Origin of the sequence: Klebsiella sp. 2019SCSN059, assembly GCF_021739525.1 — a bacterium.
GTDB lineage: Bacteria > Pseudomonadota > Gammaproteobacteria > Enterobacterales > Enterobacteriaceae > Klebsiella > Klebsiella quasipneumoniae.
In genome coordinates, this window is sequence record NZ_JAKKOM010000014.1 from 106,662 (window position 1) to 125,190 (window position 18,529).

Consider the following 18,529-nt stretch of genomic DNA (forward strand, 5'->3'; position numbering starts at 1 on the left):
TGTGAGCCTGTGAGAGGGTCCTCCAGGCCGGGTAAGGCGCAGCCGCCACCCGGCAACATCCCGGGTACCGCGCCTGACGTCTCGCCCGGCGGCGCTGCGCTTGCATGGGCCTGAACGCCAGCCGGACTGTTTCCGGGAGAGGGGAAGCACTGCCGTGTGGTTGTTTATGTTATCTGTGGCTTCACCGTAGTTTGCGCTCCCGGCTAGTCTTCTGCGTTATGTCTCTTACGGCGCGGGGAGCGCACAGGGGGCGGCCAGTCGCCGCCGCCCCCTGTACCCCCGGGCTCCGGCCAGCAAAATCGCCGCTACGCGGTACCTTCGACTTATCCCTGCAGGCTTCGGGTCGGGCCGAGGCAGCGTCCGTGCAAAACACGGCCCTCAGCCCGCATCCATGCGGGCTGCCCCGGCCTTCCGGGAACGTCTCAGCGATTTTGAGGCCGTCAGCACCGGCAGTTTCAGCAACAATGGTGAATAAATTAACGGCAGGTCGTACGAACGTAGGCCGGGTCAGGCGCAGCCGCCACCCGGCAAAAAAACGGCGCAAGAGGGTTGCCTGGAAGGTAATCAATGCTTGCCCGGCGGCGTTACGCTTGCCGGGCGTTCTGAGATGCAACCCCTTGATATAAAGAGGTTAGCGGCGATTGCCCATAATACGCAGCAGCATCAGGAACAGGTTGATGAAATCCAGATACAGCGTTAAGGCGCCGAGGATCGAGTATTTACGCAACGTGGCGCTTTCGCGGGTATCAATCTGCTCGCCGATATTTTTCAGCTTCTGGGTGTCGTAGGCGGTCAAGCCGACAAACAGCACCACCCCAATGTAGGTCACGGCCCACATCAGCGCCTCGCTCTTCAGCCACAGGTTTACCAGCGACGCCAGCACGATGCCAATCAGCCCCATAAACAGCATGCTGCCGAAGCCGCTCAGGTCGCGTTTAGTGGTGTAGCCGTAAAGACTCATCGTCCCGAACATCCCGCCAGTGACCACAAAGGTGCTGGCGATGGAGGAGTAGGTATAAGCGATAAAAATGCTCGACAGCGTCAGCCCGGTGAGCGCCGAATAGAGCATAAACAGGGTGGTCGCCATCCCGGCGCTCAGCCGCTGTACCATCCCCGACAGCACAAACACCAGCGCCAGCTGGGCGATGATCAGCCCGAAGAAGGTGATTTTGCTCGAAAAGACGAACATCATCACCGCCGGGGTGTTAGCCGCAAACCACGCGATAAACGCCGTCAGCAGCAGGCCAACCGTCATCCAGCCGTACACCTGCGCCATATAAGTCTGCAGGCCGCTGCGGCCCTGCACTATTGAATCGGAACGCGGATATCTGTCCATGACTCTCTCCTGATTAACAAAGTTTCACTCTGTAAGCGTATCACACTACCAGCGCTCTGCCGCCTGACGATCGCTGTCGCGGGCGTCGACCCAGCGCTCGCCCTCCGGCGTCACCTCGCGTTTCCAGAACGGCGCGCGGGTTTTCAGGTAGTCCATCATAAACTCGCCGGCGGCGAAGGCGCTGCCGCGGTGGGCGCTGGTGACGCCGACAAACACAATCTCTTCCCCCGGCCACATTTCGCCGATGCGATGGATAATGGTCACCCGGCCCAGCGGCCAGCGCTCGCGCGCCTGGTCGACGATCTCCGCCAGCGATTTCTCGGTCATCCCCGGATAGTGCTCGAGGGTCAGCGCTTTCACGCTGTCGCCGAGGTTGTGATTGCGCACTTTGCCGGTGAAGGTGACCACCGCGCCGTCTTCATCGCGTTCGGCCAGCCAGGGATACTCCTCGCCGACGCTAAAGCGCGCCGGGCTAACGACGATACGAGTTTGCGTCATGTCAGCCTCCGGTGACCGGCGGGAAGAACGCCACTTCATCCCCGCTGGTGACAGGATGGTCAAAGGCGGTCAGCGTCTGGTTAACCGCCGCCAGCAGTTTGCCCTCCTCCAGGGCCAGCGCCCAGCGATCGCCGCGAGCGGCAAGCTGCTGACGCACAGCCTCAACGGTGGCCAGGTCGCTGGCGTCGAGAGTCAGCGAATCAGTACCCACCAGCTCGCGCACCTGGGCAAAAAACAGAACCTTAATCATGGCGTTCGTCCACCTTAAAATCGCCGGACTTGCCGCCGCTTTTCGCCAGCAGACGCACCGGGCCAATCACCATATCCTTCTGCACCGCTTTGCACATATCGTAAATGGTCAGCGCGGCAACCGAGGCGGCGGTAAGGGCTTCCATCTCGACGCCGGTTTTGCCGGTCAGGCGGCAGAGCGATTCGATGCGCACCCGGTTATGTTCCGGCTGCGCCTGCAGATTGACTTCCACTTTGCTGAGCATCAGCGGATGGCACAGCGGGATCAGCTCCCAGGTGCGCTTGGCCGCCTGGATCCCGGCGATACGCGCAGTGGCGAAAACGTCGCCTTTATGGTGGCTGCCGTCGATAATCATCGCCAGGGTCGTCGCCTGCATCTCGACATAAGCCTCAGCGCGCGCTTCGCGCACCGTTTCCGCTTTGCCGGAGACATCCACCATATGGGCTTCGCCCGCGGCGTTAATATGGGTCAGTTGTGACATAAATTATTTCTTCAGGTGAGGAATAAAATTACAAGGACGGGTGCGGGCATCCAGCTGCGGGGCAATAATGTTGTCCCACGCGGTGCGGCAGGCTTTCGTCGAGCCCGGCATGGCGAAGATCAGCGTGTGGTTGGCGACGCCGGCCACCGCCCGGGACTGCAGCGTCGAGGTACCGATCTCTTCGAACGACAGCATGCGGAACACTTCGCCAAAACCTTCCACCTCACGGTCAAACAGCGGCAGCAGCGCTTCCGGCGCCTGGTCCCCTTCGGTGAACCCGGTCCCGCCGGTGATCAGCACCACCTGCACCTCATCGCTGGCGATCCACGCCGATACCTGGGCGCGGATGGCGTAGCGGTTCTCTTTGACTATCGCCTTATCGACGACATGGTGCCCCGCCTCCTGCGCCGCCTCACGCAGCCAGTGGCCGGAAGTGTCGTCTTCTTCGCCGCGACGACTGGAAACGGTAAGAATAGCAATACGGGTCGGAATAAACTCAGCGCTAGCCTGGCTCATCTGAATGCTCCTTTCGAAAACGATTATCCGCCAATATAGGACAGGTTCTGCGTAATGCCGGTGTTGCCCTGATGCAGGAAATGGGTCTGCTTTTTGTGGGTTAAGGCTTCGGCGATCCGCGCTTCCAGCGCCGCCTGCTGCCGATCATCGGCCATCAGGTCGCGCAGGTCGACGCCGCCTTCGCCAAACAGGCACAGGTGCAGTTTGCCGACGGAGGAGACGCGCAGACGGTTGCAGGTGGCGCAGAAGTCTTTTTCGTACGGCATGATGAGTCCGATCTCGCCGGCGTAGTCCGGATGACAAAAGACCTGCGCCGGACCATCGCTGCGCTGGCGGATCTGGTGGATCCAGCCGCGGCGCAGCAGCTCGTCGCGCAGCACCATGCCGGAGAGATGGTGACGGCGGAACAGGTCGCTGCCCTCGCCGGTTTCCATCAGCTCAATAAACCGCAGCTGAATTCGACGCGGCTGGATCCACGCGAGGAAGGTATCAAGCTGGTGATGGTTAACATCGCGCATCAGCACGGTATTCACCTTCACCTTGTCAAAGCCCGCGGCGAAAGCGGCGTCAATCCCGTCCATCACCTGGTGGAATTTGTCCTGGCCCGTGATGGCATGGAACTGGCGGGCGTCGAGGCTATCGACGCTGACGTTGATCGCCGTCAGCCCGGCATCGCGCCAGCGTTCGACATCGCGCGCCAGGCGGTAACCGTTGGTGGTGACGGCAATCTGACGGATCGCCGGGTTTTCACGCACGGCGGCGATGATCTCGGTGAAGTCACGGCGCAGGGAGGGTTCCCCACCGGTGAGGCGAACTTTTTCAGTGCCCAGCGCGGAGAAAGCGCGCGTAACCCGGCGCACTTCGTCTACGCTGAGAAAGCCGTTGTTATTGACGGCGCGTGGCTTGTAGCCATCCGGCAGGCAGTAGGTGCAACGGAAATTGCACACATCGGTAATCGACAGACGCAGGTAATAAAACTTACGCGCGAATGCATCGGTAAGCTGTGAGGCCATATACACCTTTCCAAATACGGGAGACGCGGTCATTTCTTCCCACGCCCTGGCGACAACCGGGGGCGTCGCGGCCAAACCGCCATATCTTTTGACACAGGCGAAGAGGCTAGAGTGTTAACAGGTTATGCCGATAGTAGCGCGTTCCAGGCGGTTTCGCCATTTGCGATTTCGCTATATATTATTGTATATATCGCTACCTTCGTGCATTTTCGTTACAGAATAGCCATAAATCATCTTTTTGCCTTGATATCGGTCAGTTTGTCGGGCTCCTCCCATCGTCTTTTAGGGGTAGATCGGGTAGTGTGTGGCCGTTTATGTGAAATAAGGAATTTCTATGCGCAATCGTACATTCGCTGACCTGGATCGGGTGGTGGCGCTCGGCGGCGGGCATGGTCTGGGTCGGGTGATGTCCTCCCTCTCCTCGCTGGGCTCACGGCTGACCGGCATTGTGACCACCACCGACAACGGGGGATCCACCGGGCGGATCCGCCGCTCGGAAGGCGGCATTGCCTGGGGCGATATGCGCAACTGCATCAATCAGTTAATCGCCGAGCCGAGCGTGGCGTCGGCGATGTTTGAGTACCGTTTTAGCGGCAATGGCGAGCTTTCCGGCCATAACCTGGGAAATCTGATGTTAAAGGCGCTGGATCACCTCAGCGTGCGGCCGTTAGAAGCGATCAATTTGATCAGAAACCTGCTCAAAGTGGACGCTTTTCTTATTCCGATGTCGGAACAACCGGTGGATTTAATGGCGCTCGATCATGAAGGCCATGAAGTATACGGTGAAGTGAATATCGATCAGCTGGATAGCGTGCCGCAGGAGCTGATGCTCACCCCGCCGGTACCGGCCACCCGCGAGGCGGTAGAGGCCATCGCCGAAGCCGATCTGATCCTCATCGGCCCGGGCAGTTTCTATACCAGCCTGCTGCCGATCCTGCTGCTTGACGAGATGGCCCAGGCGCTGCGCCGCACTCCGGCGCCGATGGTGTTTATTGATAACCTCGGCAAAGAGCACAGCCCGGCCGCGAGGCTGTCGCTGGCGGAGCGCATCGCGATTATGGAGCGCTACGTGGGCAAGCGGGTGGTGGATGCAGTCATCGCCGGCCCAAAAGCCGATATCAGCGGCATCGACGACCGGCTGGTGATCCAGACGCCGCTGGAAGCCAGCGACGTTCCCTATCGCCATGACCGGGCGCTGCTTCGCGGGGCGCTGGAGAAAGCGCTCCAGCTGCCGGGCTGATCCTGCGCGCCGAAGGCTCGGCTTTCGGCGCACCTTAAAATCTTAAGGTTGTCTTAAAACAGAGCTGGCACTATACCCTTATCTCTTCCTGTGGGTATGTACTATGTTGTTATTGCCTCTGCGTCGGCCGGTCGTCAGCCGCACGACTTATCTGATTATTTTCGCGGTCTATATCGGGCTTTTTCTTAACCTCGCCTTCTACCGCCAGGCGTATACGCTGCTGCCGGTGAACAACCTGCACAGCGCGCTGGTGTTTCTGAGTATGCCGCTGGTGGCATTCAGCGTGATGAATATCCTCACCACCCTCGCCTCGTTCCTCAAGCTTGACCGGCTGGTGATTAGCCTTTTTATTCTGCTCAGCGCATCGGCGCAGTACTTCATCTGGAACTTCGGCGTGGTGATCGACCGCAGCATGATCACCAACATCCTCGACACCACCCCAGCGGAGAGCTTTGCCCTGCTCTCCGGCGAAATGATCGTTGTCCTTGGACTCTCCGGGGTGCTGGCGGTGCTGGTCGCCTGGTGGGTTAAAATTCATAAACCGGCCACGCTATGGCGCGGCGTGGCCTGGCGCCTGGTGAATATGGTGGCCTCCGCGCTGCTGATCGTCCTGATTGCCGTCCTCTTTTATAAAGACTATGCCTCGCTGTTTCGCAACAACAAGGAGCTGGTGAAATCCCTGAGCCCCTCCAACAGCATTGTGGCGGTGAACTCCTGGTATGCGCACCATCGCATGGACAACCTGCCGCTGGTGAAGATTGGCGAAGATGCCAAACAGAAACCGGTGATGCATAACGGTCCCCGTAAGAACCTGACGATTGTGGTGCTGGGCGAAACTTCCCGGGCGGACAACTTCTCGCTGGGCGGATATCCGCGCGACACCAACCCGCTGATGCAACAGGACGGGGTGATCTACTTCCCGCACACCACCTCCTGCGGAACCGCCACGGCGGTCTCGGTGCCATGCATGTTCTCCAATATGCCGCGCGCGCGCTATGACGAAGAGCTGGCCCATCATCAGGAAGGGGTGCTGGATATTCTGCAGCGCGCCGGCATTCAGGTGCTGTGGAACGACAACGATGGCGGCTGCAAGGGGGCCTGCGATCGGGTACCGCACCAGAACGTGACCGATCTGAAGCTAACCGGGCAGTGCATCGACGGCGAGTGCTACGATGACGTGCTGTTCCATCATCTCGACAGCTATATCGATAACCTGCAACAGGATGGCATTATTGTGCTGCATACCATCGGCAGTCATGGGCCGACGTACTACAATCGCTATCCGGCTGAATTCAAAAAATTCACCCCAACCTGCGACACCAATGAGATCCAGGGCTGTACCCGGGAGCAGTTGACCAACACGTATGACAACACCATCCTGTACGTCGACCACGTGGTGGATAAAGCGATAAAACTCCTGCAGGCGAAACAGGACAAATTCACTACCAGCCTGGTCTATCTTTCCGACCACGGCGAGTCGTTAGGGGAAGATGGGGTCTATTTGCATGGTCTGCCGTACTCTATCGCGCCGGATACGCAGAAACACGTGCCGATGGTGATGTGGCTCTCTGCCGACTACCAGCAACGCTACGGCATTTCCGCGCAGTGTCTGCAGCAGCGAGCGAAAAAAGAGAATTACTCGCAGGATAATCTGTTCTCCACCCTGCTCGGCCTGCTTGGCGTCAGCACCCACGAGTACCAGGCGGCAGATGATATTTTAACGCCATGTAGAGAGGCTGGTTGATGAAAATCTTAGTCATTGAAGACGATGCGCTGCTGTTGCAGGGGTTAATCCTGGCGATGCAAAGTGAAGGATACGTGTGCGACGGCGTCTCCACAGCGCACGAAGCGGCGCTGTCGCTGGCCAGCAATCACTATAGCCTGATCGTGCTCGATCTTGGCCTGCCGGACGAAGACGGCCTGCATTTTCTCGCCCGCATGCGACGGGAGAAAATGACCCAGCCGGTGCTGATCCTCACCGCCCGCGATACCCTTGAGGATCGCATTAGCGGTCTCGACACCGGCGCGGATGACTATCTGGTGAAACCCTTTGCCCTGGAAGAGCTGAACGCGCGCATTCGCGCCCTGCTCCGTCGGCATAATAATCAGGGCGATAACGAAATCAGCGTCGGCGACCTGCGCCTCAACGTCACCCGTCGCCAGGTGTGGCTCGGTGAGACGGCGCTGGATCTGACGCCGAAGGAGTATGCCCTGCTATCGCGACTGATGATGAAAGCCGGCAGCCCGGTACATCGCGAGATCCTCTACAACGATATCTACAGCTGGGACAATGAGCCAGCGACCAATACCCTGGAAGTGCACATCCACAACCTGCGCGATAAGATTGGCAAATCGCGGATCCGCACCGTCAGGGGCTTCGGCTATATGCTGGCTAACCACAACGAGACGGAATAGACCATGGCTCTGTTTGCAACCGAAAACTGGACCATGCGCCACCGGCTGCTGTTGACCATCGGCGCCATTCTGGTGGTCTGTCAGCTGATCAGCGTCTTCTGGCTATGGCATGAGAGCAAAGAGCAGATCCAGTTGCTGGTGGCCAGCGCCATCGAAGGGCACAACAATCAGAAGCATGTGGAGCATGAGGTAAGGGAAGCGGTCGCCAGCCTGCTGGTGCCGAGCCTGCTGATCGTGGGTCTGGCGCTGTACATCAGCATGCTGGCGGTACGTAAAATCACCCGCCCGCTTTCACGTCTGCAAAGCGAGCTGGAGAGTCGCACGCCGGACAACCTCACCCCCATCGTGCTCAGCGAATCGGTTCCCGAGGTGACGGCGGTGACCACCGCCCTGAATCAGCTGGTTTCCCGCCTCAATCTGACCCTTGACCGCGAACGGCTGTTTACCGCCGACGTGGCGCACGAGCTGCGCACCCCGCTGGCCGGGCTGCGGCTGCACCTTGAGCTGCTGGCGAAAGTGCATGGCATGGGCGTCGATCCGCTGATCCAGCGCCTCGACCAGATGACCACCAGCATTTCGCAGCTGCTGCAGCTGGCGCGCGTCGGTCAGTCCTTTTCCGCCGGCAGCTATCAGCAGGTGCTGCTGCTGGATGACGTGGTCAAACCGCTGCAGGATGAGCTGGAGACCATGCTGGCCGAGCGCCAGCAACGGCTGCTGCTGACGGATGTCGAAAGCGAGGCCGTCGTCTCTGGCGACGCGACGCTCATCCGCGTCATTCTGCGCAATCTGGTGGAGAATGCCCATCGCTACAGCCCGCAAGGGTCGACGATCCGCGTGTCGGTGAAAGCGGGCCTGATGCCGGTGATGGCAGTGGAAGATGAAGGACCGGGAATTGATGAGGCGAAAAGCGGCGAACTCAGTAAGGCCTTTGTACGCATGGACAGTCGCTACGGTGGCATAGGGCTCGGACTGAGCATCGTCACGCGCATCGCTCAGCTGCATGACGCCCAGTTCTTTTTGCATAACCGCCAGCCGGGGCCAGGGGTCCGCGCGTGGGTGTTATTCCCGCGGCGTGCGGGTCAAAACGTCAGCACCCACTGATGGAAGAAGGCAACAATAATGACCAGGGCGGTGGCGACCGCCAGATATTCACGGAAGTTGATTTTTTGCATGGGCGCTATCCTCATCAGGTTGAGGATAGTGTCGCCTGGCGAGATTAAGCAAACATTAAGAAGGCCGCTTTGCGGCCTTTTTTTCTTCTCCGCCGTGGGTTATCTGGCTGCGGAACGGTCAGCGCAGCGCCGTACCTTCACTGCGCCCTCGCCTATCCCCGTCCGGCGGTATGCGCCAACACTCAGGAGGCGGCGATAAACAGTTCGCGCAGCTGATGCAGCTGGTCGCGAATTTGCGCCGCCTCTTCGAACTCGAGGTTCTGCGCGTGCTGCATCATCTGCCCTTCCAGCTCGTGGATTTTCTGCTGCAGCGCTTTTGGCGTCATATCCACGCCGCTGAGCCCGGCAGGCTCGACGGCCTTCGCTTTACCGCGCCCTTTGGCTTTGGTTTTCGCCAGGCTCTGGCCCAGCTGCAGGATATCCACCACTTTCTTGTTGAGCCCCTGCGGCACGATGCCATGCTCTTCGTTGTAGCGCTGCTGTTTCTCCCGTCGCCGCTCCGTCTCGCCGATGGCTTTCGCCATCGAGGGAGTGATCTTATCGCCGTACAGAATAGCCTTGCCGTTGACGTTGCGCGCCGCGCGGCCGATGGTCTGGATCAGCGAGCGTTCGGAGCGCAGGAAGCCCTCTTTGTCCGCATCGAGGATCGCCACCAGCGACACCTCCGGCATATCCAGCCCCTCACGCAGCAGGTTGATCCCCACCAGCACGTCAAACTCGCCAAGACGCAGGTCGCGGATAATCTCCATACGTTCGACGGTGTCGATATCCGAGTGCAGATAGCGCACCCGCTCGCCGTGCTCCTCAAGGTACTCGGTTAAGTCTTCCGCCATCCGCTTGGTGAGGGTGGTGACCAGCACGCGCTCGTTGATGGCCGTGCGCAGGCGGATCTCCGACAGCAGGTCGTCGACCTGGGTGGCCACCGGCCGCACTTCGATGATCGGGTCCAGCAGACCGGTCGGACGCACCACCTGATCCACCACCTCGCCGCCGGATTTATCCAGCTCGTAGGCGCCGGGGGTCGCCGACACGTAGATGGTTTGCGGCGCCAGCGCTTCGAATTCTTCAAACTTCATCGGCCGGTTATCCAGCGCCGACGGCAGGCGGAAGCCGTACTCCACCAGCGTCTCTTTGCGCGCCCGGTCGCCGCGGTACATGCCGCCGATCTGCGGCACCGTGACGTGGGATTCGTCGATCACCAGCAGGCCGTCTGCCGGCAGGTAGTCGAACAGGGTGGGCGGCGGCTCGCCGGGCCCGCGCCCGGAGAGGAAGCGCGAGTAGTTTTCAATGCCCGAGCAGTAGCCCAGCTCGTTCATCATTTCGAGGTCGAACTGGGTGCGCTGGGTTAAGCGCTGCTCTTCCAGCAGCTTGTTGTTGGCCAGCAGCACCTTGCGCCGCTCCGCCAGCTCCAGCTTAATCTCTTCCATCGCCTGGACGATGCGTTCCCGCGGCGTCACGTAGTGCGTCTTGGGATAAATGGTGTAGCGCGGCACCGTCGATTCCACATGGCCGGTAAGCGGGTCGAACAGCGACAGGCGCTCAACCTCTTCGTCAAACAGCTCAATGCGCAGGGCGATATCGTCGGATTCCGCCGGGAATACGTCGATCACCTCGCCGCGCACGCGGAAGGTGCCGCGCTGGAAGGCCTGATCGTTGCGGGTATACTGCAGCTCGGCCAGGCGGCGCAGGATCGCCCGCTGGTCAATCAGCATCCCCACCGTCAGATGCAACATCATTTTCAGATACAGGTCCGGGTCGCCGAGGCCGTAGATAGCCGAGACCGAGGCCACCACCACCACATCGCGCCGCTCGAGCAGCGCTTTAGTGGCCGACAGGCGCATCTGCTCGATATGTTCGTTTACCGAGGCGTCCTTCTCAATGAAGGTATCTGAGCTGGGGACGTAGGCTTCCGGCTGGTAGTAATCGTAGTAGGAGACGAAATACTCGACGGCATTCTCGGGGAAAAATTCTTTCATCTCGCCGTAGAGCTGGGCCGCCAGGGTTTTGTTTGGCGCCAACACCATCGTCGGCCGCTGCAGATCGGCAATCACGTTGGCGATGGTAAAGGTTTTACCGGAGCCGGTGACCCCCAGCAGCGTTTGATGCGCGAGCCCATCCTCCAGCCCCTCTTCCAGGCGGCGGATGGCTTCCGGTTGGTCTCCGGAGGGGCGAAAGGCGGAATGCAGAACAAACGATTTACTCATCAATCAGAACCTGAAAAAGATTTAGCGGCCGGTGTTTAATTCTACCCCTAGGGCCGTTTTTTGCCAACAAAATATACTGGATATTTAAACAGTGCGTGATTATGATAGCGCCACAATATGGCCTTTTTTGCCGGCAACCGGGGGATAAAACGCGCGCCGGGCGGAATAATCCTCCGGCCGTCAGGGTTATCCCCAGAAATTTTTACCTTTTAACATTTGTCAAGCGGACGGGTGAAAGTTTTATGGCAGCAGATGACGCTTTTCTTACACCCATTGATTTTATCTAACAAGCTGATATTTAATGCCTTTAAAGAAAAGACGCCTTTCGCGCCAATTCAGCCGCAAGCCGCGTACGCTCTAGCTTACCGCAGGTTTTCTAACTCTAATACACAAGGTTATCCACAGGAATAGTGGATAACTGTCTGCAGCCCAAGACCGCCGCCGCCCGGCGCAAATCGTCTGGCGGCCTAAACCGCGCGGCGAAAAATTTTTATCGAACTATTTTTGATAACTATCCGCTTAAAGCCGCTCGATTTTTGCTGCTTTTTGCACCACCCTTTAGCGTCGGGCACCGGAAAAGTGCAGCCCCGGCGCTGGCTGTGCCTGATGGTATCGGCGTTTAGCGTTTTTTTCCGAGCGTTCTTTTTCCTGGCAAGAGTTTTGCAGCATCTTTCTGTCGCCCTGACGCCAGGATAAGGAGAAAACGTCCATGTTGAATTTACAGGCAGTAAATCACTTTTACGGCAACCAGCATTCGCTGTGGAATGTCGATCTTGAACTACGCCCGGGGGAGTGCATTGGCGTACTGGGACGCGAGGGCATGGGAAAAACCACCCTGGTTAACTGCATTGCCGGGCACCTGCCGGTGGCCAGCGGCCGGATGACCTGGCATGACATTGGCGCCCCGCCGCAGGATCTCACCCCCCTGTCGGCCCAGTCGCGCAGCGCCATCGGTATCGGCTATGTGCCGCAGGATAAACGCATCTTCTCCCAGCTCAGCGTGGAAGAGAATCTACATATTGCCCTCGCGGCCGGGAAACCCGGGGCTAACGCCAGCGGCGGCGAAATCTATGAACATTTTCCCGAACTCTATGCCCTACGGCAGCGCAAAGGCGCCTCGCTGAGCGACGACGATCAGTACCAGTTGGCGCTGGCCAGGGCGCTGATTGTCCAGCCGCGGCTGCTGATCCTTGATGAACCCTCGCGCGGCAGAGGGCCGCGCTGTCTGCAAAAGCTGGCGGATCTGCTGCTGCGGTTGAATCGCGATATCGGCCTGACGGTGCTGCTCGCCGAGCAGCACCTGCCCTTTATCCGCCGGGTGGCGGATCGTTTCTGTGTTTTGCACCGGGGCCGTAACGTCGCCGAAGGCGATATTATGGCGCTGGATGAACCGCTGCTGGCGCAGTGGATGACGCCGGATCCAGCGCCCTGAGGTCCAGATACTGGCCGAGATCGTCGCGCTGCGCGATATCGGCAAGCCACGGTATTTCACCGAGGAACGGCGCGGCCAGCCGGTTTTTCAGCGTCGCCAGATACTCGGCGTGGCGCTTGCCCGGCGGCAGCACGTCATTGGCGATCCACCCCGCGAGCGGCAGCCCCGCCTGGCGTACCGCCTGGACGGTAAGCATCGCGTGGTTGATGCAGCCGAGCTTGACGCCCACCACCAGAATCACCGGCAGCTGCTCCGCCTGCGCCCAGTCGGCGAAGGTCAGGGTTTCCGAAAGCGGCGTAAACCAGCCGCCGGCCCCTTCCACCAGCACCCAGTCGGCGAGGCGTTCTAACTCGCGCAGCCCGCTGGAGAGCCTCGCCGCGGCGATCGGCCGTCCTTCGTCGGCGCTGATGATATGCGGTGAGGTCGGCTCGGCGAAGGTATACGGGTTAACCTGCTCATAGCGCAGCGCGACCCGGCTATGACGCTGCAGCGCCAGCGCGTCTTCATTACGCAGCCCGGCGGCGGTAAGCTCGCTGCCGGAAGCCACCGGCTTGTAGCCGGCGGTGTGAAAACCCAGCTGATTCGCCGCCTGCAGCAGGGCGCTGCTGGCGATGGTTTTCCCGACTTCAGTGTCGGTCCCGGTGACAAAAAAACGTTTAGTCACGCTCAATGACTCCTGTAAAAAGAGAATACGTCAGCGGGCAGACGCCCTGCCGCTGCGGCCAGGCCAGCTGTAGCTCGCGCAGTTTGCTGCGGCTAAGCGGGGTCGATGCCCGCCCCTGGTGCAAATGGGTGGCGCCGATGCCCTTCAGCGATCGCATGGCGCTCAGCGCATCGACGAACGGCAGGCTAATCTGATGCACCTCACCGGACGCCCGCAGGCCGCTCAGCGCCTCGCGCACCGCCGCTTCGCTGAGAAAACGGTTGGCATGCGGCCGGTCGTCGATGGCCTGCCACGCCTGATTGAGCTCCGGCAGCGAGTCGGCCAGCAGCGTGCTAAACGCCACGCTGCCGCCGGGACGCACCACCCGGTACAGCTCGCCAAGGGCTGCGCGCAGATCGTCGCACCACTGCACCGCCAGATTGCTCCACGCCAGATCGACGCAGGCGTCGGGCAGCGGCAGCGCCTCAATGTCGCCCAGCAGGTAATGCTGGGCGGCGTCGTTACGCTGCGCCTGGGCCAGCATCCCGGGGGAGAGATCCAGCGCGGTCACCACGCTGCCTGCCTCACGCCAGCGGCGGCTCATGCTGCCTGGGCCGCAGCCGGCATCCAGCACCCGGGGAAAATCGCGACGCGCCAGCTGGCGCAGCAGCAGTTCCGCGCTGCGCCGCTGCAGTTCATCATGTTGCGAATAGCCGCTGGCCGCCCGGCCAAACGCCGCGGCGACCGCCTGCTTATTCACCGTGGCCATGCAGCACCTCCAGTAAACGGTTAATGTCCTCAGCCTGATGGGCGGCGGTCAGGGTCAGGCGCAGACGAGCGCTGCCGACCGGCACCGTCGGTGGACGGATCGCCGTTGCCCAGCAGCCCGCGTCGCGCAGACGGCTGGCCAGGCTCAGCGCCCGCCCGTTATCGCCGACGATCAGCGGCTGGATCGCGCTGACGGAGTCGGTCAAACCCAGCGACGTCTCGCCCATCCCCGCGCGGAACTGACGGATACGGGCGGCCAGGGTGTCGCGGCGGCGCTGGCCTTCATCGCTGCGTATCACCTGCAGCGCGGCGCTCAGCGCCACCGCCTGGGCGGGCGGCATCGCGGTGCTGTAGATCAAATGACGGGCAAACTGCAGCAGATAATCGGCCAGCGCGTCATCGCACAGCACCGCCGCGCCGCTGACGCCGAACGCCTTGCCGAAGGTAACCACCAGCAGCTCAGGGCGCACCGCCTGCGCGGCGCAGCTCCCGCGTCCTTCGTCGCCGACCACGCCGACGCCGTGGGCATCATCCACCAGCAATAGCGCCCCGGCGGCCTGCGCCGCGGCGTGAATGGCCGCCAGCGGCGCGCTGTCGCCGTCCATGCTGAAAATGCCTTCGGTGACCGCCAACTGTTCGCCCGCCAGCGGCTTAGCCAGCAGTTGAGCGAGCTGTTGCGGATCGTTGTGGCCGAAACGGCGTAGCTGCGCCGGGCTCAGACTGGCCGCCTCCAGCAGGGAGGCGTGGCTCAGGCGGTCGGCCACAATCCGATCCTCTTTATCCGCCAGGGCGGCGATCAGCGCCTGATTGGCGGCAAAGCCGGAGATAAACAGCAATGCGCGCGGGTAGCCCAGCCAGTCGGCAAGTTCCTCTTCCAGCGCACGGTGGGCCTCGCTATAGCCGCTTACGTGTCCCGAGCCGCCGGAACCGACGCCATAACGTTCCGCCCCCTGCTGCCAGGCGGCGATAATCGCCGGATGCTGGCTCAGGCCGAGATAGTCATTACTGGAGAAGTTAAGCCAGCGCTCCCCTTCCCGCTCCAGCCAGCGCCCGGCGCCGTGCGTCACCGGCAGGCGGCGGCGAAGGGCATCCGCCGTCCGTCGCTCGTCCAGCGCCCGATCGATTCGCTGCTGCCAGGTCATAGCGCCGCCGCGTTGTAATATTCCTCAGTGTCCGGGGTGAGTAAGGCCTGCTCCAGACGCTGCTGCTGCTCATTGTCGCCTTCCAGCACCGCCGTCTGCTGCGGGTTGATCCCCAGCTTGCGGAACAGCTGCAGATCGTTGTCCTCTTCCGGGTTCGGCGTGGTCAGCAGCTTGCAGCCGTAGAAAATGGAGTTCGCCCCGGCCATAAAGCACATCGCCTGGGTCTGCTCGTTCATCTGCTCGCGGCCGGCGGAGAGACGCACGTAAGAGGTGGGCATCATGATGCGCGCGATGGCGATAGTGCGAATAAAATCGAAAGCGTCGACGTCGTCGTTATCCGCCAGCGGCGTACCTTTGACTTTTACCAGCATGTTGATGGGCACGCTTTCCGGCGGCGTGGGCAGGTTGGCCAACTGCAGCAGCAGGCCAGCGCGGTCTTTCACGGTCTCCCCCAGCCCGACGATACCGCCGGAGCAGACTTTGATCCCGGCGTCACGCACTTTGTCCAGGGTATCCAGGCGCTCCTGGTAGGTGCGGGTGGTGATGATGTTGCCGTAAAATTCCGGCGAGGTATCAAGGTTGTGGTTGTAGTAATCGAGGCCCGCCTCGGCCAGGCGCTGCGCCTGGCTGTCGGTCAGAGTGCCGAGCGTCATGCACGACTCCAGCCCCAGAGCCTTCACCCCTTTCACCATCTGCTCCAGATAGGGCATATCGCGATCGTGGGGGTTTTTCCACGCCGCTCCCATGCAAAAACGCGTGGAGCCGGCGTTTTTTGCCTGACGGGCGGACTCCAGAACCTGCTCGACCTCCATCAGGCGCTCGGTTTCGAGGCCCGTTTTATAACGCGCGCTCTGCGGACAATATTTACAATCTTCCGGGCAGGCGCCGGTCTTGATCGACAGCAGGGTGCTGACCTGCACCTGGCGCGGATCAAAGTGTTGACGGTGGATTTGCTGCGCTTCGAATAACAGGTCGATCAGCGGTTTATTAAATAATTCCGTAACTTGCGACATTGTCCAGCGGGGTTGGTGAGCCATTTTCCTCTCCAAAGGTCGTACACTTCTTATTTCACACAGCCTCTTTGTTGGCTGCACTCGCACACCCCAGTCAGATAGTGAACTATGCTGCTGGGGATGTTCTCGCTTGCCGCCTCGATGCTGCGCGAAATATTTTGTGTACGTTTCATTGTAAGTAAGTTCAGTGTAGACTTGTAAACCTAAATGTTTTCAAAATGGTTTACAAGTCGCTTATGACCCTGGACGATCTCGCCTTCGATCGGCGCCACATCTGGCACCCCTACACCTCTATGACTTCCCCCCTGCCGGTCTACCCGGTGGTTTCCGCCCACGGTTGCGAGCTGTCCCTCGCCGGCGGCGAACAGCTGATTGACGGTATGTCCTCCTGGTGGGCGGCGATCCACGGCTACAATCACCCGCGTCTTAATGCGGCGATGAAAGCGCAAATCGACCAGATGTCGCACGTGATGTTCGGCGGGATCACTCACCCCTCGGCGGTGGCGCTGTGTCGTCAGCTGGTGGCAATGACCCCGGAATCGCTGGAGTGCGTTTTCCTCGCCGACTCCGGTTCGGTAGCGGTTGAGGTGGCGATGAAAATGGCCCTGCAGTACTGGCAGGCGAAAGGCCAACCGCGTCGTCGTTTCCTGACCTTCCGCAACGGCTATCACGGCGATACCTTCGGCGCGATGTCGGTCTGCGATCCGCAGAACTCGATGCACAGCCTGTGGCAGGGCTATCTGCCGGATAACCTGTTCGCCCCCGCGCCACAGAGCCGCTTTGACGGCGAGTGGGATGAAATGGATATGGTGCCCTTTGCCCGCCTGATGGCCGCGCACCGTCACGACATCGCCGCGGTGATCCTCGAACCGATCGTTCAGGGCGCGGGCGGGATGCGGATGTACCATCCGGAGTGGCTGAAGCGGGTGCGTAAAATGTGCGACCGGGAAGGGATACTGCTGATCGCCGATGAGATTGCCACCGGCTTTGGCCGCACCGGCAAGCTGTTCGCCTGCGAGCACGCCGGTATCGCCGCCGATATTCTGTGTCTGGGCAAGGCGCTGACCGGCGGCACCATGACCCTCTCCGCCGCGCTGACCACCCGCGAGGTGGCGGAAACCATCAGCAACGGTGAAGCCGGCTGCTTTATGCACGGCCCAACCTTTATGGGCAACTCGCTGGCCTGCGCGGTGGCCAGCGAAAGCCTGCGCCTGCTGGAGAGCGGCGAATGGCAGCGGCAGGTGGCGGCGATTGAAGCCCAGCTGCAGACCGAGCTGGCTCCGGCGCGGGGATCCGCCCTGGTCGCCGACGTCCGCGTGCTGGGCGCTATTGGCGTGGTTGAAACCTGTCGCCCGGTCAATATGGCTGCCCTGCAGCGCTTTTTCGTCGAGCAGGGGGTGTGGATCCGACCGTTTGGCCGCCTGATCTACCTGATGCCGCCGTATATCATCACGCCTGAACAGCTGTCCCGCCTGACCCGCGCCGTTAACCTGGCGGTGCAGGACGAAACATTTTTTAGCGAATAAATAGCGGAATTGCGTCGTGGTGCAGGCTACACTTCCTGGTTAATCAGCGCATTATCAATGAGGATGAAGCATGAAACTGATCAGTCACGATCTCCAGGACGGCGGTAAGCTGCCTAATCGTCACGTCTTCAACGGCATGGGCTACGATGGCGACAATATTTCGCCGCATCTGATGTGGGATGATGTGCCCGCAGGAACCAAAAGCTTTGTGGTGACCTGCTACGATCCGGATGCGCCGACCGGCTCCGGCTGGTGGCACTGGGTGGTGGCTAACCTGCCTGCGGATACGCGTGTCCTGCCGCAGGGGGCCGGTTCCGGTCAGGCGGAGCTGCCGGAAGAGGCCGTTCAGACCCGCACCGATTTTGGCAAGGCGGGATACGGCGGCGCGGCGCCGCCGAAGGGCGAGACCCACCGCTATATCTTTACCGTCCACGCCCTGGACGTTGAGAAAATTGAGGTGGATGCCGAGGCCAGCGGCGCAATGGTCGGCTTTAACGTCCATTTCCATTCCCTCGCCAGCGCCTCCATCACCGCCCTGTTCAGTTAATCTTCCCCCGGATAGCGGCTTGCGCCTTATCCGGGCTACCTGCGGCGCCATGTGTTTTTCAGGTGGCGCTTCACTCATCTTTATCAGATAACACCTACATATCAAATAAATACACGTAGCTGTAGGCCTGGCAAGCGCCGCGCCGCCGGACAAGGACTGCGGGCACGGAGCCGATTTTGTGCCGGGTGGCGGCTGCGCCTTACCCGGCCTACAGGGTCCTCTCCCAGGCTCATACCTCGTAGGCCCGGTAAGCGCAGCGCCACCGGGCGATGACAGCAGGCGCAGAGCCGATTTTGTGCCGGGTGGCGGCTGCGCCTGACCCGGCCTGGGGTT

Annotated in this window: 19 protein-coding genes and 1 riboswitch; of the genes, 8 read left to right on the plus strand and 11 right to left on the minus strand. The window is 60.7% G+C overall.

Going from position 1 to position 18,529, the window contains the following annotated elements:
• Positions 1-631: 631 nt before the first annotated feature.
• The 6 genes from L2I46_RS16150 to moaA all read right to left on the minus strand — a co-directional run bounded on the left by L2I46_RS16150 (position 632) and on the right by moaA (position 4,094).
• Entirely contained in the window at positions 632-1,336 is a 705-nt protein-coding gene (locus L2I46_RS16150; protein WP_236948035.1) for a Bax inhibitor-1/YccA family protein, read from the minus strand.
• A 45-nt stretch (positions 1,337-1,381) separates the two neighbouring features.
• The gene (gene moaE, locus L2I46_RS16155) at positions 1,382-1,834 is read right to left on the minus strand and encodes a molybdopterin synthase catalytic subunit MoaE (RefSeq protein ID WP_101861841.1); all 453 of its coding nucleotides are present in this window, start codon (positions 1,832-1,834) and stop codon (positions 1,382-1,384) included.
• 1 nt (position 1,835) lies between these two features.
• Positions 1,836-2,084, minus strand: coding sequence for a molybdopterin synthase sulfur carrier subunit (gene moaD / locus L2I46_RS16160; RefSeq protein ID WP_032455202.1), 249 nt, complete (start codon positions 2,082-2,084; stop codon positions 1,836-1,838).
• Positions 2,077-2,565 carry a cyclic pyranopterin monophosphate synthase MoaC gene (gene moaC / locus L2I46_RS16165; RefSeq protein WP_004886142.1) on the minus strand — a complete coding sequence of 163 codons (489 nt, stop codon included), beginning with the start codon at positions 2,563-2,565 and terminating at the stop codon, positions 2,077-2,079. The genes moaD and moaC overlap by 8 nt, the downstream gene beginning before the upstream one ends.
• 3 nt (positions 2,566-2,568) lie before the next feature.
• The gene (moaB, locus tag L2I46_RS16170; RefSeq protein WP_023288921.1) at positions 2,569-3,081 is read right to left on the minus strand and encodes a molybdenum cofactor biosynthesis protein B; all 513 of its coding nucleotides are present in this window, start codon (positions 3,079-3,081) and stop codon (positions 2,569-2,571) included.
• Positions 3,082-3,104: 23 nt separating this feature from the next.
• Positions 3,105-4,094 carry a GTP 3',8-cyclase MoaA gene (gene moaA / locus L2I46_RS16175; protein ID WP_032455201.1) on the minus strand — a complete coding sequence of 330 codons (990 nt, stop codon included), beginning with the start codon at positions 4,092-4,094 and terminating at the stop codon, positions 3,105-3,107.
• Positions 4,082-4,220, minus strand: a riboswitch (molybdenum cofactor riboswitch). Its footprint overlaps the gene before it by 13 nt.
• Positions 4,221-4,428: 208 nt before the next feature.
• On the opposite strand from moaA, the gene yvcK reads away from it, so the two are divergent.
• From yvcK to pmrB, 4 genes are all read left to right on the plus strand, one after another.
• Positions 4,429-5,334 carry a uridine diphosphate-N-acetylglucosamine-binding protein YvcK gene (gene yvcK / locus L2I46_RS16180; protein WP_023288920.1) on the plus strand — a complete coding sequence of 302 codons (906 nt, stop codon included), beginning with the start codon at positions 4,429-4,431 and terminating at the stop codon, positions 5,332-5,334.
• A 103-nt stretch (positions 5,335-5,437) separates the two neighbouring features.
• A complete protein-coding gene (eptA, locus tag L2I46_RS16185; RefSeq protein WP_236948036.1) occupies positions 5,438-7,078 on the plus strand; it encodes a phosphoethanolamine transferase EptA in 1,641 nt (546 codons plus the stop codon).
• On the plus strand, positions 7,078-7,749 hold the full coding sequence (gene pmrA / locus L2I46_RS16190) for a two-component system response regulator PmrA (RefSeq protein WP_023288918.1): 672 nt from the start codon (positions 7,078-7,080) through the stop codon (positions 7,747-7,749). Before eptA ends, pmrA begins: the two co-directional genes overlap by 1 nt.
• Before the next feature lie 3 nt (positions 7,750-7,752).
• Entirely contained in the window at positions 7,753-8,850 is a 1,098-nt protein-coding gene (gene pmrB / locus L2I46_RS16195) for a two-component system sensor histidine kinase PmrB (protein ID WP_023288917.1), read from the plus strand.
• A 253-nt stretch (positions 8,851-9,103) separates the two neighbouring features.
• On the opposite strand, the gene uvrB is transcribed toward pmrB, so the two are convergent.
• Positions 9,104-11,125, minus strand: coding sequence for an excinuclease ABC subunit UvrB (uvrB, locus tag L2I46_RS16200; RefSeq protein ID WP_004886127.1), 2,022 nt, complete (start codon positions 11,123-11,125; stop codon positions 9,104-9,106).
• 410 nt (positions 11,126-11,535) lie between these two features.
• Here uvrB and L2I46_RS16205 point away from each other — a divergent pair, with 410 nt between their 5' ends.
• Positions 11,536-11,748 carry a hypothetical protein gene (locus tag L2I46_RS16205; protein ID WP_032428688.1) on the plus strand — a complete coding sequence of 71 codons (213 nt, stop codon included), beginning with the start codon at positions 11,536-11,538 and terminating at the stop codon, positions 11,746-11,748.
• Between the two features lie 86 nt (positions 11,749-11,834).
• Positions 11,835-12,557 (plus strand): ABC transporter ATP-binding protein, encoded by a 723-nt coding sequence (locus L2I46_RS16210; protein ID WP_017900923.1) that lies wholly within the window; start codon positions 11,835-11,837, stop codon positions 12,555-12,557.
• On the opposite strand, the gene bioD is transcribed toward L2I46_RS16210, so the two are convergent.
• From bioD to bioB, 4 genes are read right to left on the minus strand one after another with little or no spacing between them, the layout of a single operon-like run.
• Entirely contained in the window at positions 12,499-13,221 is a 723-nt protein-coding gene (bioD, locus tag L2I46_RS16215) for a dethiobiotin synthase (protein ID WP_032455199.1), read from the minus strand. The two genes, L2I46_RS16210 and bioD, sit on opposite strands and share 59 nt — an antisense overlap.
• On the minus strand, positions 13,214-13,969 hold the full coding sequence (gene bioC, locus L2I46_RS16220) for a malonyl-ACP O-methyltransferase BioC (protein ID WP_236948037.1): 756 nt from the start codon (positions 13,967-13,969) through the stop codon (positions 13,214-13,216). The genes bioD and bioC overlap by 8 nt, the downstream gene beginning before the upstream one ends.
• Positions 13,953-15,110: an 8-amino-7-oxononanoate synthase gene (bioF, locus tag L2I46_RS16225; protein WP_236948038.1), complete on the minus strand. Its 1,158-nt coding sequence runs from the start codon at positions 15,108-15,110 to the stop codon at positions 13,953-13,955. The genes bioC and bioF overlap by 17 nt, the downstream gene beginning before the upstream one ends.
• Positions 15,107-16,147 carry a biotin synthase BioB gene (gene bioB / locus L2I46_RS16230; RefSeq protein ID WP_032455193.1) on the minus strand — a complete coding sequence of 347 codons (1,041 nt, stop codon included), beginning with the start codon at positions 16,145-16,147 and terminating at the stop codon, positions 15,107-15,109. The genes bioF and bioB overlap by 4 nt, the downstream gene beginning before the upstream one ends.
• Positions 16,148-16,359: 212 nt before the next feature.
• Here bioB and bioA point away from each other — a divergent pair, with 212 nt between their 5' ends.
• The gene (gene bioA, locus L2I46_RS16235; protein ID WP_102002609.1) at positions 16,360-17,649 is read left to right on the plus strand and encodes an adenosylmethionine--8-amino-7-oxononanoate transaminase; all 1,290 of its coding nucleotides are present in this window, start codon (positions 16,360-16,362) and stop codon (positions 17,647-17,649) included.
• 70 nt (positions 17,650-17,719) lie between these two features.
• Positions 17,720-18,196 carry a kinase inhibitor gene (locus L2I46_RS16240; RefSeq protein WP_002895575.1) on the plus strand — a complete coding sequence of 159 codons (477 nt, stop codon included), beginning with the start codon at positions 17,720-17,722 and terminating at the stop codon, positions 18,194-18,196.
• The last annotated feature ends 333 nt before the right edge of the window (positions 18,197-18,529 follow it).

Coding starts and splice junctions, on each gene's coding strand:
- yvcK (WP_023288920.1), top strand. CDS start 4,429: ATGCGCAATCGTACATTCGCTGACCTGGATCGGGTGGTGGCGCTCGGC.
- eptA (WP_236948036.1), top strand. CDS start 5,438: ATGTTGTTATTGCCTCTGCGTCGGCCGGTCGTCAGCCGCACGACTTAT.
- pmrA (WP_023288918.1), top strand. CDS start 7,078: ATGAAAATCTTAGTCATTGAAGACGATGCGCTGCTGTTGCAGGGGTTA.
- L2I46_RS16240 (WP_002895575.1), top strand. CDS start 17,720: ATGAAACTGATCAGTCACGATCTCCAGGACGGCGGTAAGCTGCCTAAT.
- bioA (WP_102002609.1), top strand. CDS start 16,360: ATGACCCTGGACGATCTCGCCTTCGATCGGCGCCACATCTGGCACCCC.
- moaB (WP_023288921.1), bottom strand. CDS start 3,081: ATGAGCCAGGCTAGCGCTGAGTTTATTCCGACCCGTATTGCTATTCTT.
- bioF (WP_236948038.1), bottom strand. CDS start 15,110: ATGACCTGGCAGCAGCGAATCGATCGGGCGCTGGACGAGCGACGGACG.
- L2I46_RS16150 (WP_236948035.1), bottom strand. CDS start 1,336: ATGGACAGATATCCGCGTTCCGATTCAATAGTGCAGGGCCGCAGCGGC.
- moaD (WP_032455202.1), bottom strand. CDS start 2,084: ATGATTAAGGTTCTGTTTTTTGCCCAGGTGCGCGAGCTGGTGGGTACT.
- bioB (WP_032455193.1), bottom strand. CDS start 16,147: ATGGCTCACCAACCCCGCTGGACAATGTCGCAAGTTACGGAATTATTT.
- uvrB (WP_004886127.1), bottom strand. CDS start 11,125: ATGAGTAAATCGTTTGTTCTGCATTCCGCCTTTCGCCCCTCCGGAGAC.
- moaA (WP_032455201.1), bottom strand. CDS start 4,094: ATGGCCTCACAGCTTACCGATGCATTCGCGCGTAAGTTTTATTACCTG.
- pmrB (WP_023288917.1), top strand. CDS start 7,753: ATGGCTCTGTTTGCAACCGAAAACTGGACCATGCGCCACCGGCTGCTG.
- bioC (WP_236948037.1), bottom strand. CDS start 13,969: ATGGCCACGGTGAATAAGCAGGCGGTCGCCGCGGCGTTTGGCCGGGCG.
- L2I46_RS16210 (WP_017900923.1), top strand. CDS start 11,835: ATGTTGAATTTACAGGCAGTAAATCACTTTTACGGCAACCAGCATTCG.
- moaE (WP_101861841.1), bottom strand. CDS start 1,834: ATGACGCAAACTCGTATCGTCGTTAGCCCGGCGCGCTTTAGCGTCGGC.
- moaC (WP_004886142.1), bottom strand. CDS start 2,565: ATGTCACAACTGACCCATATTAACGCCGCGGGCGAAGCCCATATGGTG.